This window comes from Nocardiopsis sp. M1B1, assembly GCF_052466615.1.
On the sequence record NZ_CP196194.1, the window covers coordinates 505819 to 519885 of the forward strand.

Annotated in this window: 15 protein-coding genes; 11 read left to right on the forward strand and 4 right to left on the reverse strand. The window is 68.0% G+C overall.

The genetic code is table 11. The features are described 5' to 3' along the window. Positions 1–344 precede the first annotated feature (344 nt). Both ACSTA4_RS02255 and ACSTA4_RS02260 read left to right on the forward strand, forming a co-directional pair. Positions 345–878 (forward strand): DUF4365 domain-containing protein, encoded by a 534-nt coding sequence (locus tag ACSTA4_RS02255; RefSeq protein WP_444962284.1) that lies wholly within the window; start codon positions 345–347, stop codon positions 876–878. Further along, the gene (locus ACSTA4_RS02260; RefSeq protein WP_444962285.1) at positions 878–2083 is read left to right on the forward strand and encodes a hypothetical protein; all 1206 of its coding nucleotides are present in this window, start codon (positions 878–880) and stop codon (positions 2081–2083) included. Before ACSTA4_RS02255 ends, ACSTA4_RS02260 begins: the two co-directional genes overlap by 1 nt. 98 nt (positions 2084–2181) lie before the next feature. On the opposite strand, the gene ACSTA4_RS02265 is transcribed toward ACSTA4_RS02260, so the two are convergent. Together ACSTA4_RS02265 and ACSTA4_RS02270 are read right to left on the reverse strand one after the other, a co-directional pair. Continuing rightward, a complete protein-coding gene (locus tag ACSTA4_RS02265) occupies positions 2182–3318 on the reverse strand; it encodes a sensor histidine kinase (protein WP_444962286.1) in 1137 nt (378 codons plus the stop codon). After that, positions 3315–3989, reverse strand: coding sequence for a response regulator transcription factor (locus tag ACSTA4_RS02270; protein WP_212641734.1), 675 nt, complete (start codon positions 3987–3989; stop codon positions 3315–3317). Before ACSTA4_RS02270 ends, ACSTA4_RS02265 begins: the two co-directional genes overlap by 4 nt. 265 nt (positions 3990–4254) lie before the next feature. Here ACSTA4_RS02270 and ACSTA4_RS02275 point away from each other — a divergent pair, with 265 nt between their 5' ends. The 7 genes from ACSTA4_RS02275 (at position 4255) to ACSTA4_RS02305 (ending at position 10364) form a co-directional block, all read left to right on the forward strand. Further along, entirely contained in the window at positions 4255–5799 is a 1545-nt protein-coding gene (locus ACSTA4_RS02275) for a trypsin-like serine protease (protein WP_444962287.1), read from the forward strand. Between the two features lie 404 nt (positions 5800–6203). After that, on the forward strand, positions 6204–7295 hold the full coding sequence (locus tag ACSTA4_RS02280) for a hypothetical protein (RefSeq protein WP_444962288.1): 1092 nt from the start codon (positions 6204–6206) through the stop codon (positions 7293–7295). Positions 7296–7553: 258 nt separating this feature from the next. Further along, the gene (locus tag ACSTA4_RS02285; RefSeq protein WP_444964078.1) at positions 7554–8258 is read left to right on the forward strand and encodes a DUF2637 domain-containing protein; all 705 of its coding nucleotides are present in this window, start codon (positions 7554–7556) and stop codon (positions 8256–8258) included. Positions 8259–8566: 308 nt separating this feature from the next. Next, positions 8567–8764 carry a hypothetical protein gene (locus ACSTA4_RS02290; protein WP_168444026.1) on the forward strand — a complete coding sequence of 66 codons (198 nt, stop codon included), beginning with the start codon at positions 8567–8569 and terminating at the stop codon, positions 8762–8764. 8 nt (positions 8765–8772) lie between these two features. Continuing rightward, positions 8773–8997, forward strand: coding sequence for an SHOCT domain-containing protein (locus ACSTA4_RS02295; protein WP_026114483.1), 225 nt, complete (start codon positions 8773–8775; stop codon positions 8995–8997). A gap of 3 nt (positions 8998–9000) precedes the next feature. Beyond that, a complete protein-coding gene (locus ACSTA4_RS02300; protein ID WP_082768242.1) occupies positions 9001–9402 on the forward strand; it encodes a BlaI/MecI/CopY family transcriptional regulator in 402 nt (133 codons plus the stop codon). Then, positions 9402–10364 carry a M56 family metallopeptidase gene (locus tag ACSTA4_RS02305; protein WP_231972343.1) on the forward strand — a complete coding sequence of 321 codons (963 nt, stop codon included), beginning with the start codon at positions 9402–9404 and terminating at the stop codon, positions 10362–10364. The genes ACSTA4_RS02300 and ACSTA4_RS02305 overlap by 1 nt, the downstream gene beginning before the upstream one ends. A gap of 350 nt (positions 10365–10714) precedes the next feature. Here the strand turns inward: ACSTA4_RS02305 and ACSTA4_RS02310 are convergent, their stop codons facing one another. Next, on the reverse strand, positions 10715–11338 hold the full coding sequence (locus ACSTA4_RS02310; RefSeq protein ID WP_061079368.1) for a TlpA family protein disulfide reductase: 624 nt from the start codon (positions 11336–11338) through the stop codon (positions 10715–10717). A gap of 599 nt (positions 11339–11937) precedes the next feature. Here ACSTA4_RS02310 and ACSTA4_RS02315 point away from each other — a divergent pair. Next, entirely contained in the window at positions 11938–12702 is a 765-nt protein-coding gene (locus ACSTA4_RS02315) for a cytochrome c biogenesis CcdA family protein (RefSeq protein WP_061079369.1), read from the forward strand. Positions 12703–12916: 214 nt separating this feature from the next. Further along, positions 12917–13189 carry a hypothetical protein gene (locus tag ACSTA4_RS02320; RefSeq protein WP_061079370.1) on the forward strand — a complete coding sequence of 91 codons (273 nt, stop codon included), beginning with the start codon at positions 12917–12919 and terminating at the stop codon, positions 13187–13189. A gap of 188 nt (positions 13190–13377) precedes the next feature. Here the strand turns inward: ACSTA4_RS02320 and ACSTA4_RS02325 are convergent, their stop codons facing one another. Then, positions 13378–13983 carry a DUF305 domain-containing protein gene (locus ACSTA4_RS02325; RefSeq protein WP_061079371.1) on the reverse strand — a complete coding sequence of 202 codons (606 nt, stop codon included), beginning with the start codon at positions 13981–13983 and terminating at the stop codon, positions 13378–13380. Positions 13984–14067: the final 84 nt, after the last annotated feature.

Genomic DNA, 14067 nt, shown 5'->3' on the forward strand with positions numbered 1-14067 from the left:
GATCGGCTGCCCGGACACGGACGAAGGTCCCGCGAACAGGATCTTCGTCCGTGCCGGAAGGGGCGTTCCGACCGTTCCCCCGAAGGTCCGAACCCGTTGGTCCCGAGCACTGGCCCGTCGCTCGATGGGCGGTCAGCTGGAACGCGTCCCTCCCGCTGAGCTGCCGTCGCCGCCGTTCCGAGGCTGGCTGTGGGCGCTGCTGTGGTGTCTGCTTCCCCTGTGCGCAAGCCTGTCCAGCTTCACTGCGGACCGGGGCGGCGGGCGTGGCGAACTGGCTACAGTGGTGTCGTACATCTCAAGGCTTCAACGGGAGACAGATGGCCACGGTCGACGACGAAGGTCCCATGGGGAAGGAAGATCTCGTTGACGGCCAACTGCCCATGAACGCCCGCCAGGAGCACTTCAGCCTGGCCTTCACCCGTCTGGTGGCGTACACGGCGGGCTGCACCATCAAGACGCACGAGACCGACTACGACGGTGTCGACATCACGTTGGCCTCGGCCGCAGAGTACAAGCGCTTCTACGCTCCCCAGTTCGAGCTTCAGCTCAAGTGCACGACCCAGGCCCGCTACCTCGCTGACGACCACATGGCCTGGCCGATGAAGGGGAAGCCCTTCCGGAAGCTCACCAGAGGGAAACGGTACGTTCCGGCCTACCTCGGAGTCCTTCTCGTTCCGGAGGACCCCGACCGCTGGCTCTCGGTCGACGAGCGCGGGCTGGCCACCGAGAGCAGGATGTACTGGCAGGCCGCGACCGAGCTCGTGTCGACAGGCGAGGTCGGTCAGACCCGGACCGTTCACCTGCCGCGCAGTAACCTGTTTACCCCGGAGCAGCTTCTGGGCATCATGAAGAAGCTCGGCGAGGAGGGAGGCTTCTGATGACCCCCACCACGCTTGACCCCCTCAGCGAAGCGGCTTCTCTGCTCACGCCCCGGTCGGTGTCCCGGTTCCTGGCTTCACACGGGTGGGAACTGGAGGGCAGACAACCGGGTATTCGAGAGATCTGGCGGTTGGAGCAGTCGTCTGAATACGGTTCCGCGCGTGTCATGCTGCCTCTCGCCACGGATTTCGTGGACTTCCAAGCCAGATTCAAGGACACCATCGAATCTCTCTGTCATGTGTATATGACAGATGCCGTTGAACTTCGGGAACGCGTCGCTGCAACACATTCCGACATCTTCTTCGTGCGCCTCAACCAGCCGATGTCGGATGGATCGATACCCTTCCGCCAGGCTGGAAGTACAGTCGACTCCCTGTTCAGGATGCTGAAGGCGGCGGCCACGACAGCCGCCGATCCTCTCCATTCCCACAGAGGCCGAAGGCCTGCGATCGTGGCCGACTTCCTGGATGAGAGCATCCGGCTGGGGCAGACGAAGCAGGGAAGTTTCGTCTTCACCGTCTCGGCGTTCCTCGGAGACCAACCGCCAGAGGACCGAGAAAGCGACGGGTCCGCTGATCCTCCGGCGTTCGCGCGTCTCGTCATGGCCACACTCGCCCGTGGGCTGGAGTCCGCCCGTCGCCTGGCCCTGCACTGGGACGAGCGCGTACTCGACTCACCATCGGATCTCGGGCTGAGCGCAGCCCTGGTGGAGTCCATGGAGGAGATGACGCGCCCGGACAAACTTCGCTCCGTGGACCTCTCCTTTCAATGGGCGGCAGCGAAAGCGCCTCCTGACGTGGCCGAGTCCACCATAGTCCTCGACCGTGATGTCATCGTGGAACTGCCGCGCCTTCGTGAGCGCCTTGTGCGGAGGGAGGAGCCGTCGCGCAGGATGACGCTTATCGGAATCGTGAAGGGTCTGGCGCGCGAGGAAACTCCACCGGGCGAGGAGGAGGCGGCAGATATCACACTCCTGACAGAGGTGAGTGGGAAGACGAGAAACGTCCACGTGTCACTCGAAGGTGAGGACCACCGATGGGCGATCATCGCCTATCAGAGGAACCTCCCACTTGTTGTGACAGGCGACCTCTCCTTCGAACGCCGCACTTGGCGGCTCTCCGGAGACATCGATGTGGACGCCAGTTTCCTCAGGCACTTCTCACGGACGCATCCGTCCTCTGGTGAGGACGAGCGGAACACCTAGGTGTCTTCACTGCCGCGGCCGGTGGTCGCCATCCCCGGCCGCCGCGGGTGAACGCCAGCAGGGCCGAACACCGTGCCGCCCGGTCACCTGGGACGTGTCTACGGTGACGGCGTGAGGTGACCGCTCAGGCGGGGGAGCGTGACCGTCACGGTCAGCCCCCCGCCCGCGCGCGGACGCAGGTCCAGTGCGCCGCCGTGGACCTCGACCACCCGCGCGACCAGGGCCAGCCCCAGCCCGTGACCCGAGTCGGGCCCGAACCTGCCCCGTCCGCGCAGGAAGGGTTCGTGCAGTCGGGCCACCGTCTCGGGCGTGTGGTGCGGACCGGTGTTGTCGACCCGCAGGACGGCCCCGGCGCCGGGGGAGTGGCCGGTGCTGACCGAAGCCGTTCCGCCCCGCCCCGCGTTGTGGCGCAGCGCGTTCTGCACCAGGTTCTGCGTGAGCTGGGTGAGCAGCGCGGGGTCGCCGAGCGTCGGCGCCGGAGCCGACGCGAGGTACAGCCGCACCCCGCGGCGCTCGGCCTCCGCCGAGTTCTCGGCCACGACGCCGCGGACGATGTCGGCCAGGTCGACCGGCGCGGAGACGGCGGTCACGGCGTTCGCGTCGGCCAGCCGCAGGAGGGCCTCGGTGAGCTCGACCGCCCGGGCGTTGGTGACGCTGAGCCGTTCGACCAGGCGCGGGACGTCCTGCCCCTCCGGGTCGCGTCGGGCCACGTCCAGGAGGGTGGCCGTCACGGCCAGCGGGGTCCGCAGCTCGTGGGAGGCGTTGGCGGCGAAGCGCTCCTGGGTCTCGAAGGCGTTCTCCAGGCGGTCGAGCATGTGGTCGAAGGCGTCGGCGAGCTGCCGGAACTCGTCGTCGCGCTCGTACAGCCGGATGCGGTGCTCCAGCCGCCCCGAGGCGGCGATGCGCACGGCCTCGTTGATCCGGTGCAGGGGGCGCAGGACCCATCCGGCGAGGAACCACCCCCCGACGAGCCCGATCACGGCCAACACCACCAGGACGACCCCGGAGACCACGATGACGGCGTCGAGGATCTGCCCGCGGGTGGGGACGACCAGGCCGCCGGAGTCGCGCGGGTTGGCCGCGGTGAGCGGGTAGTCGGGGACGTAGCGAAGGACCACGTAGACCCCGGCCATCACCGCCAGGCCCGCCGCCACGAGGAACCCGGCGTAGCTCAGGGCCAGGCGAAGGCGTGCGCTGCCCCTCCTCCCGGACGGGCCGGGGACGTGCGCGTTCACCGCGCGTCCCCGGGATCGGCGAGACGGTAACCGGCCCCGGGGACGGTGACGATGGGGTCCGGCCTGCCCAGGGACCTGCGCAGCTGCGACATCGTCACCCGGGGCGCGCTGGTGAACGGATCGGCGTTCTCGTCCCAGACCTTCTCCAACAGCGTCTCGGAGCTGACCACTCCCCCTTCCGCCCTGATGAGCAGCTCCAGGACGGCGAACTGTTTGCGGGGCAGCCTCAGCCGGCGCCCGTCCCGGTCGGCCTCCCTGCGGTACGGGTCCAGACGCAGGCCGCCCCATTCCAGCACCGGCGGAACGGACGAGGAGGGCCTCCTGGCGAGTGCGCGCAGGCGCACGACCAGTTCCTCCAGCGCGAAGGGCTTGGTGAGGTAGTCGTCGGCGCCCAGCGCGAACCCGCCCACCTTGTCCCGCAGCCGGGTCGCGGCGGTGAGCATCAGGACCCTGGTCCCGGGATGGTCGCGCACCACCGCCGCGCACACGTCGTCACCGTGGACCCCCGGGATGTCCCGGTCCAGGACGATCGCGTCGTAGTCGTTGACCGAGGCGCGCTCCAGCGCCTGGTCTCCGTCGAGGGCGATGTCGGCGGCGATGGCCTCCTGGCGCAGCCCCGCCTGGAGCGCCTCGGCCATGAAGACCTCGTCCTCGACGATCAGCACACGCATGGCGTCCCCTCCTGCTCCGATCGTTGCCGCGTCCCGGCACGCCCCGCCGACGGCGCCGGTGTCCCCGCGACCCGGCTCCGTGGCCGTTCAGCATAGGCGGGAGCCTGTTGCGAAAACGTTGGGCGCCGCACACGCGCCCGTGCCACCCCTCGCGGCCACCCGGCCGTTCCGCGTCCGAGCGCCTCGGGGCCGGGTCCGCCGGGGGGCGGTCGCGGGCGCGGGGACCACACATCCGCGCAACAACCGCCCTCCTACGGTCGGGCGCATGCGAAGTCGTACTCTCCTGGCCGCTCTCGTCCTGGCGGTGACCGCGACCGTGGTCACCACGGCCCCGGCGCACGCCGTCGTGGGCGGCAGACCGTCAACACAGTCGTATGAGTTCATGGGCTCGTTCCAGCCGGACTACCCCGCGCCGCCGCGCCCGGACGGCCACGGGTGCGGGGTCGTCGTCCTGGCGCCCCAGTGGGTGCTCACCGCCAGCCACTGCGCGGGGAAGAACCCGACCGACGCGCAGACGGGCGTTCCACGGGGCTGGAGCGTCCGCGTCGGGTCGCCGGACTCCGACTCCGGGGGCGAGGTGGCCGAGGTCGACCACTACTACCGGCTGGCCACGAACAGGGACGAAGGGGGTTTCTGGGGCAGGGACCTCGCGCTGATGCACCTGGAGCGCCCCGTCGAGGCCCGCCCGGTGCCCATCGCCTCGGCCTCGCCACCGGCCGGGACACCGGTGCGGATCATGGGCTGGGGCATGACGTGCGACGACTCCGGGAACCCCGACTGCTTCCCGACACGGTTGCGGGAGGCCGACACCGTGGTCCAGCCGCCCTCGGCGTGCCTCGGCCAGGCGGTCGAGGGCGAGTTGTGCATCGGCAGCAGGGACGGAAGCGTGGCCGCGGCCAACATGGACTCGGGCGGCCCCGCGCTGGTCCGCGAAAACGGCGCGTGGGCGCTGGCCGGGGTGGTCAGCGGTCCCAGCGGGGACGGGGCGCCCACGCTGTTCACCGACGCCACCCGGCACACCGGGTGGATCGACGGCGTCGTCTCCGGCACCGACGTGCCCCCGGACGACGAGATCCCGGACGTGGGGGGCATGGTGGGCCTCCAGGGCTGCGTGGGCTCGGTGGTGCGCACCCCGACCTCGGAGCCGGACGCGCCGGCGCTGATGCTGACCAACGGCCACTGCGTACGGGAGGACCGGCCGGCGCCGGGGGAGGCCCTCGTGGACCGGCCCGCCGACCTGGAGGTGCCCGTGGCCGACTCCCGGGGCTACCCGCTGGTCACCGCCCGGGCCGAGCGCCTGGTGTACGCGACGATGACCGGGACCGACGTCGCGCTCTACCGCCTGGACCGGACCTACGAGCAGTTGGACTCCCGGGGGGCGAAGGTCTTCGAACTCGGGACCGCCCCCGTGCGCCCCGGCGACGAGGTCACCATGGTCTCCACCAGCACCCGGTGGGACTGCTCCGTCGAGGCCGTGCCCGCGCACCTGCGCGAGGGCGGCTACCAACAGGACGACCCGATCCGCTACGCCTCCGGAGAGGGGTGCCTCCCCCACCCCGGCATGTCCGGTTCGGTGCTGTTGGCGGCGGACGGCTCCACCGTCGTGGGCGTCCACAACACCCACAACAGGGACGGAGGGGAGTGCACGGACGACAACCCCTGTGAGGTGGACGCGGACGGGAACGTGACCTTCGAACAGGGACGCGGTTACGGCCAGCAGGTCCACACGGTTCCGGCCTGCCTGACCGACCGTTCGGAACTGGACCTGTCACGCCGGGGCTGCTCCCTCACCGGCGCCGCGTCGGCCTGACCGCCCCGGCCGACCGCTCCGAGGCCCCGGGGCCGCGACGCGGAGCCCGCGTGCGGCCCCGGCGCGGCCCGCCTCCCGGTGCGCCCCGTGACCCGGGCACAAGAGAAGGCCCTGTGACCAGGGCCTTCTCTTGTGCCCGGGGGGATCAAACCCCGCGCCCCCCGAGGCCGGGGAGAGAGGAAACAGGCGGACAAGGCTGCTGCCGGGGCGGGAAAGGACCGTCGCTATGATCGTCGAGGCCGGGGCGATATCCAGGAACGGCGGTAGAACGGCGTTCCCGCTACGCTCGTCATTCTTCTGTGGGTTATAAGCCCGGTCTGTCGAGGGGCACTCGCCACTCCGCGTCATTGGCGGCTCCACACGAGGATCTCATCCGCGTATGAGTAGAAGGAATCGATGGTGGCATGTTCGAATCTCCCAAAGACCGTCTGCGCAACATCGACCACTCGGCCGCGAAAGGCGCGGAGCACCTGAGCAACATCGACCGGTCGGCCGCGAGCGCCGCCCGGTCGGCGGCCCAGAACACGAAGCTCCTGAAGGGCATCGCGTTCACCAGCGGCGCCAGCATGGTCTTCAACGGCATCGCCGCCGCGAACACCGCGCGAATGGCGAGGTCCCAGGAGCAGCAGCTCGCACTCCAGCAGGAGCAGCACGCGCTTCAGCAGGCCATCGCCGAACAGACCGCCCGGCACGAGTTCTCGATGTGGCGGCAGACGCCGGAAGGCGCGGCGTTCGTCGACTGGCAGCGGCGGGCCGCTGTCCTCATACCGTTCCTGCGCAACCGCGAACGGGTCTGGAACACCGTGTGGGCGGACGCGATCAGGAGAGCGCAGGGCGAGATCCCCCCTGACGAGAGGCAGCGTTTCACGGCTCATCCCGCGCGATTGCGGCAGAACGGGTTCAAAATCGCTTCCCTCGTCAGTTTCGTCCTCTCCGGCCTGTTCGCGGTCACGCTGCTCCTCCAGATCCTGAACGGGGCCATTTCGGAGTCCCGCGAGCAAGCCGCGAGCTACGACCAACTCACCTACGCGGAGTGCCTGGAGATCCTCGACGATCCGGACAACTTCATCATGAGCGAGGCCGACTGCGAGTCCGTCAACCCCAACCCCACCGGACCGATCGTCGAACGAGCCGTATCGCTGGCGCTGTTCGCCGGACTGGGGGTCGCGTTCCTCGTCATGCGCAGAACCAGGCAGCGGGCGGCGAAGGCCGACCCGACCGTGGAGAACGAGGCCGCGGCGAGGACCGCCAGGTGGGGGTTCGACCCGCTGAGGACGCACGGCGCGTGGTACGCCTGGCACGAATCGCAGGGGTTCGCCGGCTATGCCGACCGCATCGAACACATGGTGCGCAGCGGCCCCGCTCAGCGCCCGCAGCCGTCACAGCTGATCCCGCTCCGGGTGCCGACCCCCTGGGAGCCTTCCCCCGGACTCCCCGCCGAGGTCAACAACGTGCTGGCCTCGTTCCATGAGGAGAACGAGAGCTTCTCCCCCTGACGGTGAGGGGGCACCACGCCGCGGGGCGCGCTCGCCGGAGGCGGAGCGCGCCCCGCGGGCGCCGGTGGCCTTCCCGGGGCCGGGACGGGGCGGGCACGTCGGCCCCGCTCCCGGCCGCCCCCGCGGCCCGGGCAAGAAAAAAGGCCCTGCGAGCAGGGCCTTCGTTTGTGTCCGAGGGGGGACTTCGACCATTCCCCCACAGGGCCCGAGTTCCCTGGTCCTGAGCACTGATCTGTCCCTGGACGGGCGGTGAGTCTGATGGATTCTTCCCGCTGGTCTCGCTGGACGACCGTCGCCGCCGTGCTGATGCTGGCCGTGATCGCCGCGGTGGTCTCTTACTCGCACATGTACGAACTCGCCCTGCGCCACGGTGAGCCCGAGTGGCGCGCGGCCCTGTTCCCGCTCTCGGTCGACGGGATGATCGTGGGCGCCTCCATGACGCTGTTGAGCGACGCCCGCAACGGCCGCAAGGGCGGCCTGCTGCCGTGGGCGCTGCTGATCATCGGGTCCGGTGCTTCCCTGGCGGCCAACGTCGCGGTCGCCGACCCCACGATGTGGTCGCGCATCATCCACGCCTGGCCGAGCTTCGCGCTGATCGGCGCCTACGAGCTGCTCATGCGAGAGTTCCGCGCAACCGCGCGGAGCATACGCAGTGCATCCGCAGCCCATGGCCAGGCCCCCGAAGCGGAGACGCGGGAAGTCCAGGAAGGCATCGAGGCACCAGAGGTATCAGGAACCACTGATCTGCAGATCGTGCGTGACACGGTCGAGGAGACTGCAGGCGAGCCAACTCTGTCTCCGTTTCAGGACAGGGCTTGGCGGTGGGCGCTGGAGCGGCAACAGCAGACGGGAAAACTGCCGAGCGGGAAGGAGATTGGAGCGCACTTCGGCCGTAAGGAGCGCTGGGGCCGACTGGTCAAACAGCGAGGGCAACGGGGAAGCCTCCTCGCAGAAGCTGGATAGCCCTTGTCGCAGCAGTGGATCCGTGCCGGGTGGCCGCGATCCCTTCTTGGCCGGTATTAACTTGGCGTTGAACGCTCTGCGATCACCCCAGCGGGCAGGTTCCGCGTTTGGGATCGCAGTCGCGCTCGTGTGTCCGCTTCCATGCTGCTGATGATGCGTGGCATGCGCGGCGCCTCCTGCTCAGCCGAGATGACCGACACGTAGGAGGAGACAGCGTGTCTGCGCACCGAAGTTGAGCGGCTGAGGGCCGAACACAGTCGGATCGACGACCTCGCTTCCTTGCAGAGGAAGCGCTGAGGATACGGCGTGTGACGGCCACCGGAGCACCGCACACCACCACTTTTCAACCAGAACACAGGGAAGACATGGGAAACAACAACCTGGCGTTCCATCCTGACGACCCGCAGACGGTGTACGCGGGCAGCTGCAGCGAACCGGGCATACCCATCCTGTGGAATCTGGGCGGTGGTGAAAGGGAGGAACTGTCATGTGCGGAATGGGAATGATAGGCGGCATGGGCATGCTGGGCCCGTGGATGATGGGCGGATCGCTGCTTCTCCTGGTCTTCCTGTTCGGCCTTGCCGTGGCCGGGAGTGTGTGGTGGGGCCGGTCGATGACTCGGCGGAAGAGCCCTTCGCGACTCGAAGCAGACTCAGCTCAGGAGGAGTTGCGCCGCAGGTACGCTGCGGGAGAGATCGACCGCGAGGAATACCTGCAGCGCAAGATCGACATGGAATGACGAGTGGAGGCGGACATCGTGCAGCGGTTCGGTGCTCTGGAAGCCGCGATCATGGAAGTGGTGTGGGACGCCGAGCACCCGCTGCTGGTACGCGAGGTCCTCAACCAGCTTGACCGCGAACCGGTACCGGCCTTCACGACTGTGCAGACGGTGATGAACATTCTGCATGGCAAGGGCTGGCTGGACCGCGGACTGGAAGGCCGAGCCTATCGGTACTGGGCCACGGCCACTCGTGAGGACTACATCGCCAGACTGATGCACCATGCCCTGGACGAAACGCAGGATCGGGGCGCCGCGCTCGCTCGATTCGTGGACAGTATGGATCCTGGCGAGATCGCTGAACTGACGGATCGTCTGGCCGGAGCGCGGATCAGGGAGGATGAGCGCGAAGGGGGCGCCGCGTGATGGTCACGCTGGTTCTAGCGGCCTATTCGGCGGTGGGAATCGCCGTGGCCGCTCCACTGCTGGCCCGGGCCGCCTGGGTGGAGCGGGCTCCACGTCTGGCGTTGGTCCTCTGGCAGGCGCTGGCGGCGTCCGTCGTGATGGCGGCGGCTCTTGCCGGCCTGGCGGTCGTCGTACCCGTCCTGCCGCTGTCCGCTGACCTGGCCGGGCTGCTACAGATGTGTCTGATGATGCTGCGCGGTACCTACTCCACCTTTGGGGAAGGGCTCGCCTCCACCGCCGGACTGGCCGTTGCCTTCGGCATCGTCGGGCGCTGCACCTACGGGGTGAGCGCCGAATGGGTGCGGGTACTGCGGGAACGGCGTCACCATCTGCGGATCCTTGCCATGGTCGGTACCGGAAACGAGCACCTGGGGGCGACAGTTCTCGACCATGGGGCGGCCGCCGCCTACTGCCTGCCGGGCCGGGGCGGCCGCGTGGTGCTGACCAGCGCCGCCTTGGCCGCGCTGGACGAGGCGGGCCTGGAGGCGGTGCTGGCTCACGAACAGGCGCACCTGAGCGGTCGCCATCACCTGTTGGTCGCGCTCACCCGCGGCGTGGAACGGGCTTTCCCCTTTGTCAGGGCGTTCGCACTGGCGCGATCCGAGACCGCCAGGCTGGTCGAGTTGGCAGCCGACGACGCCGCGACCTTGGCCACGGACCGTCTGACGGTCGCTGGAGCTCTGCTGGCCCTGGCCAAGGGCGGCTCCTCGAAGCAGTCGCCGATGCCCGAAGCGGTCCTGGCCGCGAGCGGGCACGGTACTGGCAACCGGGTCCGCCGCCTGATCGACGGTCGGACTCGGCTGAGCCCGTGGCAGGTGGTGCTCGGCGGTGCGATTGCGGTGGCGGTCGTCATCGCGCCGCTGGCCGTCGTGGTGATTCCCGCGATCGCCATGGCAGGCGCGCACTGCTGCCCCACACCCTGAGTCCGACCCAGGTGGGCGGCGCCGTCCGCCTCCCCGTCAGTCCTCGGGTGCTCCGGCGCCCAGGGTGACGTCGCTGAACGGCAGGTAGGGGTCGATCGGGGAAAGGCGACGGACCACGGCAGAGCCACGGCCCCGACGACAAGTCCGAGAGCCGTCACGAGTTCGGCAGGATCCGCCAGACCAGGTTGTACATCGTTCGCCTTATCCCTACTGCCAGCGACGTGACCAGGCCTGCGGTGAACGCGAACTTGCTGAACGGATCCCGAGTGAGGTTACCGACGGTACACCGGAGACACCGCCGACGGCGTCAAGCGCTGCCTGGCTCGATTGGTCCGGGATGAGCACCGTCGTCACGTCGGCCCGGCCTCTCCGTTGCGCTCGTTGAGCACGGGCTCGACGAGATCGGTTAACTGGTTATAGGTGGTCTCGCCGATGACGCGGGCGGCGATGCGGCCCTCGTGGTCGATGACGATCGTGCTGGGGATGGCGCGGGGAGGCACAGTGTCCCGGAAAGCCTGGGGGACCACGCCGGGCTGGTCGTAGATGCTCGGGTAGGAGATTCCCAGGTTGCGCACGAAGGCCCGTGCGGCGGTGCGGTCGTCCTTGATGTTGATACCGAGGAACTCCAGCCCCGACTCCTGGTGTTCGGCGTAGACCTCCTTGAGAACGGGGATCTCCGTCCGGCAGGGTGCGCACCAGCTCGCCCAGATGTTGAGGACCAGCACGTCACCGAGGTAGTCCTCTAAACTCACCGGTTCGCCGTCAAGAGTCTCCCCGCTGACTTCGGGCGCGGGTAGACGCTCGTCGGGCGCAAACACGGTCTCGGATCCGTCGCCCTGGACATAGCGTTCGTCACCGCTGCCGCTGGCTGCGTCGGTGTTTGCGCACGAGACGAGGGTGAACGCCAATGCGATGGCAGCCGCACTCACTCGGAGCACGCGGCGCGGACGAGCGCCGGTTCGGTGGAAGGGCATCGTTGGGAACCTCGCTGGACAGGGATGTGGACCTGGGCCGGGAGAGACGGGCGGTCATGTGCAGGTGCTCACCGCGCAGCTCTGCCAGGGTGGGGGCACCAGGCCAGGCGTCGATGGAAGAGACGTTCGACGAACTCCGGGACGGTGGTAGCAGAGCGCCGGCGTGGACTGGCTGACGATGTCGGGGTGTGGGTGAACAGCGGGTGCCCGGTTAGCAGGTAGGGGCTGCGGTCCACAGCCGCTCCTCGGGTATCTGGTCCGAGGCCATCGAACCTTCCGACAGCCATCGGATCGTGCTCAGACACTCTCGCCAGAGCTCAGGGTCATCGTCGAAGAGGGTGCAGATACGGATCCGGTGTGCCAGGGGCATGCGGACTCCCGAACGGTAGAGGCAGACGAGCCGGGGTGTGTCCGACGCGGACGGGCTCGAAAGCTCGGAAACGGCGGAGGTTGACCGGCTTTTCGCGCAGGTGAGGAAGTGTTCCCGGGGGCGGATGAGCCCTCGCGGGACCGCGGCCTAGCATACCTAAGGAGCTTAGGCGTAGTGCCGCACCCCCTGCTCGATACAGGACAACACCCATGAAGGAGTCCCCGACACGATGGACATCGCGCAGATCGTCACCAGCGGCCCGTTGCTCTTCGCCATCGCGCTCGCGCTTGCCGCCGGAGCGATCACGTTCGTCTCTCCGTGCTGCCTGCCACTGGTACCCGGTTACCTGTCCTATATCGCTGGGATGTCGGGAGCCGAAGGGCAGGGGAGATCGGCAGGGGGAGTGTTCCGCAGTCGTGCGGTCGTCGGCACACTGCTGTTCGTCGCGGGCTTCTCCGGGCTCTTCGCCGCCTACGGGGCGCTGTTCGGCAGTCTGGGCGGGCTACTGCTCGAATATGAGGACATCATGATTCGCATCCTCGGCGTCCTCACGATCATCCTCGGCCTGGCGTTCATGGGAGTGCTGGGCAAGTTTCCCTTGATCGGCCGGTCTTTCAAGCTCGCTTATCGGCCTCGCTCCGGGCTGGCCGGGGCCCCGCTACTCGGAGTGCTCTTCGGTCTGGGGTGGACACCGTGCATGGGGCCCACACTGGCCGCGGTCCTGACTCTGTCGGTCTCCACCGGAACGGCGGAGCGCGGCGCCTTTCTCGCCTTCGCTTACGGGCTCGGTCTGGGGTTGCCCTTTCTCGCCGCGGCCGTCGGGTTGTCGAAGACCATGCGCGCGGTGAGCTGGGCCCGGCGGCGGGGGGACATCGTGTCCCGGGTGGGCGGCGCCATGCTGGTACTCATCGGTATTGCCCAGGTGAGCGGAATGTGGAGCGTGTTCATGGCCGACATGCAGCGGCTGGCGGGCGGCTACACCCTGCCCTTGTGATCTATGGGGACACCGACCCAAGTGTCTAAGCGACTAAGTTCGATAGGTGTATTTTCGGCCAGCACGCGCCGCCAGAACCCGTTCCCCAGCCACGAACTCGGTATGAGTAGGTTCTGGTGAAGAAGGTCGACTACCTGTGTGTGGTCCACCCAAGCGAGGCTGAGGCACTTCCGCGTCCCGATGGTCAGATCTGTGCAGTGCCCTGGTCCAAGCTGTGCTGCTGTTGGCCGTCACCGCGGTCGTAGTGCCCTGCTCGACCATGAACGGACTCGCCCTGCGCCACGGTGGATCCGAGTGGAGGGCGGTCTCGTTCCCGCTGTCGATGGGCGGTTGGTGGTGGGGCGTGTCCATGATGCTACTGAGCGACGGCCGCGAGGGAGACACCTTGCCCTGGGCCTTGCTGATCACCAGTTCGGGCGCTTTCCTGGCAGCCCATCTCGATCACCGATTCCACCATGTGATCGAGGACTCTCCACGCTTGGCCTAGCTTTGCGCTGGTCGGTGCCCAGAAGTCGCTCTGTGCGAATCCCACGCGGTGATCAGGTGCGTACGCAGTGCCGGTGCACCGCGTACGCACTCCGGAAACGAGGTGAGGCCTACGATTGAGGACCAGACTTCTCTTTTGCAGAGCAGGAGGGACGCATCCTCCCGAAGCACAGCGGGATGCCTGCTACGTCAGTACCCGGAGTATCCGCTCCGCAGGCCGTACCACTGCTGGAGCCAGCCCTGCATCATGTCGATCTGCTTACTGTTCGACTCGTGAATGGTGCGGCACAGGCCGAGCAGTTCCGGATGTTCGGCGCGGTCGAGGCAGCGGTCGGAATCAGTGACCGCCCCCTTGTGGTGGCTGGTCATCGATCGCATGAACTGGATCTCGTACTCGTCCCCCGACCAGTGTTCGAGATTCCGTGCCGACAGCCGGTCATAGGAACTTAGCTGCGGCTCGTGGTCGCGGCCGTACCAGTCCTGCAGCCATCCCTGCATCGTCTCGATCTGAGTGGACTGGGAATCGATGATCGTCTGGCACAGATCCGTCAACTCCTCGTGGATCGCCTTCTCCAGGCATGTCTGCGCCATCATCACACCCAAGGCGTGGTGGTCGATCATGTCCTTCATGAAGTCGACCTCGAAACGGGCCACCTCCTGTTCGGCTGCCGGTTCATCGGCGAACGCGGGCGGTGCCATGGTGAGACCACCACCGAGCAGGGCCCCTGTCACCAACACCGTGGATGCGGCCGCGGTCGACGCTCGGTGTCGAAATTGTCTACCCAGGATGCTCATGGACGTGTCCTTCCTTGTCAGCTCAGAGAGACGAGCAGATCTTTGCAGGCTTGTTCGCGGTTCGGTGGGCATCGGCGCAGCCCG

Excerpts from the sequence above, each read along its gene's own strand:
- ACSTA4_RS02280 (WP_444962288.1), top strand. The coding sequence starts at position 6,204 with ATGTTCGAATCTCCCAAAGACCGTCTGCGCAACATCGACCACTCGGCC.
- ACSTA4_RS02315 (WP_061079369.1), top strand. The coding sequence starts at position 11,938 with ATGGACATCGCGCAGATCGTCACCAGCGGCCCGTTGCTCTTCGCCATC.
- ACSTA4_RS02270 (WP_212641734.1), bottom strand. The coding sequence starts at position 3,989 with ATGCGTGTGCTGATCGTCGAGGACGAGGTCTTCATGGCCGAGGCGCTC.
- ACSTA4_RS02275 (WP_444962287.1), top strand. The coding sequence starts at position 4,255 with ATGCGAAGTCGTACTCTCCTGGCCGCTCTCGTCCTGGCGGTGACCGCG.
- ACSTA4_RS02305 (WP_231972343.1), top strand. The coding sequence starts at position 9,402 with ATGGTCACGCTGGTTCTAGCGGCCTATTCGGCGGTGGGAATCGCCGTG.
- ACSTA4_RS02255 (WP_444962284.1), top strand. The coding sequence starts at position 345 with ATGGGGAAGGAAGATCTCGTTGACGGCCAACTGCCCATGAACGCCCGC.
- ACSTA4_RS02295 (WP_026114483.1), top strand. The coding sequence starts at position 8,773 with ATGGGCATGCTGGGCCCGTGGATGATGGGCGGATCGCTGCTTCTCCTG.
- ACSTA4_RS02325 (WP_061079371.1), bottom strand. The coding sequence starts at position 13,983 with ATGAGCATCCTGGGTAGACAATTTCGACACCGAGCGTCGACCGCGGCC.
- ACSTA4_RS02310 (WP_061079368.1), bottom strand. The coding sequence starts at position 11,338 with ATGCCCTTCCACCGAACCGGCGCTCGTCCGCGCCGCGTGCTCCGAGTG.
- ACSTA4_RS02285 (WP_444964078.1), top strand. The coding sequence starts at position 7,554 with ATGGATTCTTCCCGCTGGTCTCGCTGGACGACCGTCGCCGCCGTGCTG.
- ACSTA4_RS02260 (WP_444962285.1), top strand. The coding sequence starts at position 878 with ATGACCCCCACCACGCTTGACCCCCTCAGCGAAGCGGCTTCTCTGCTC.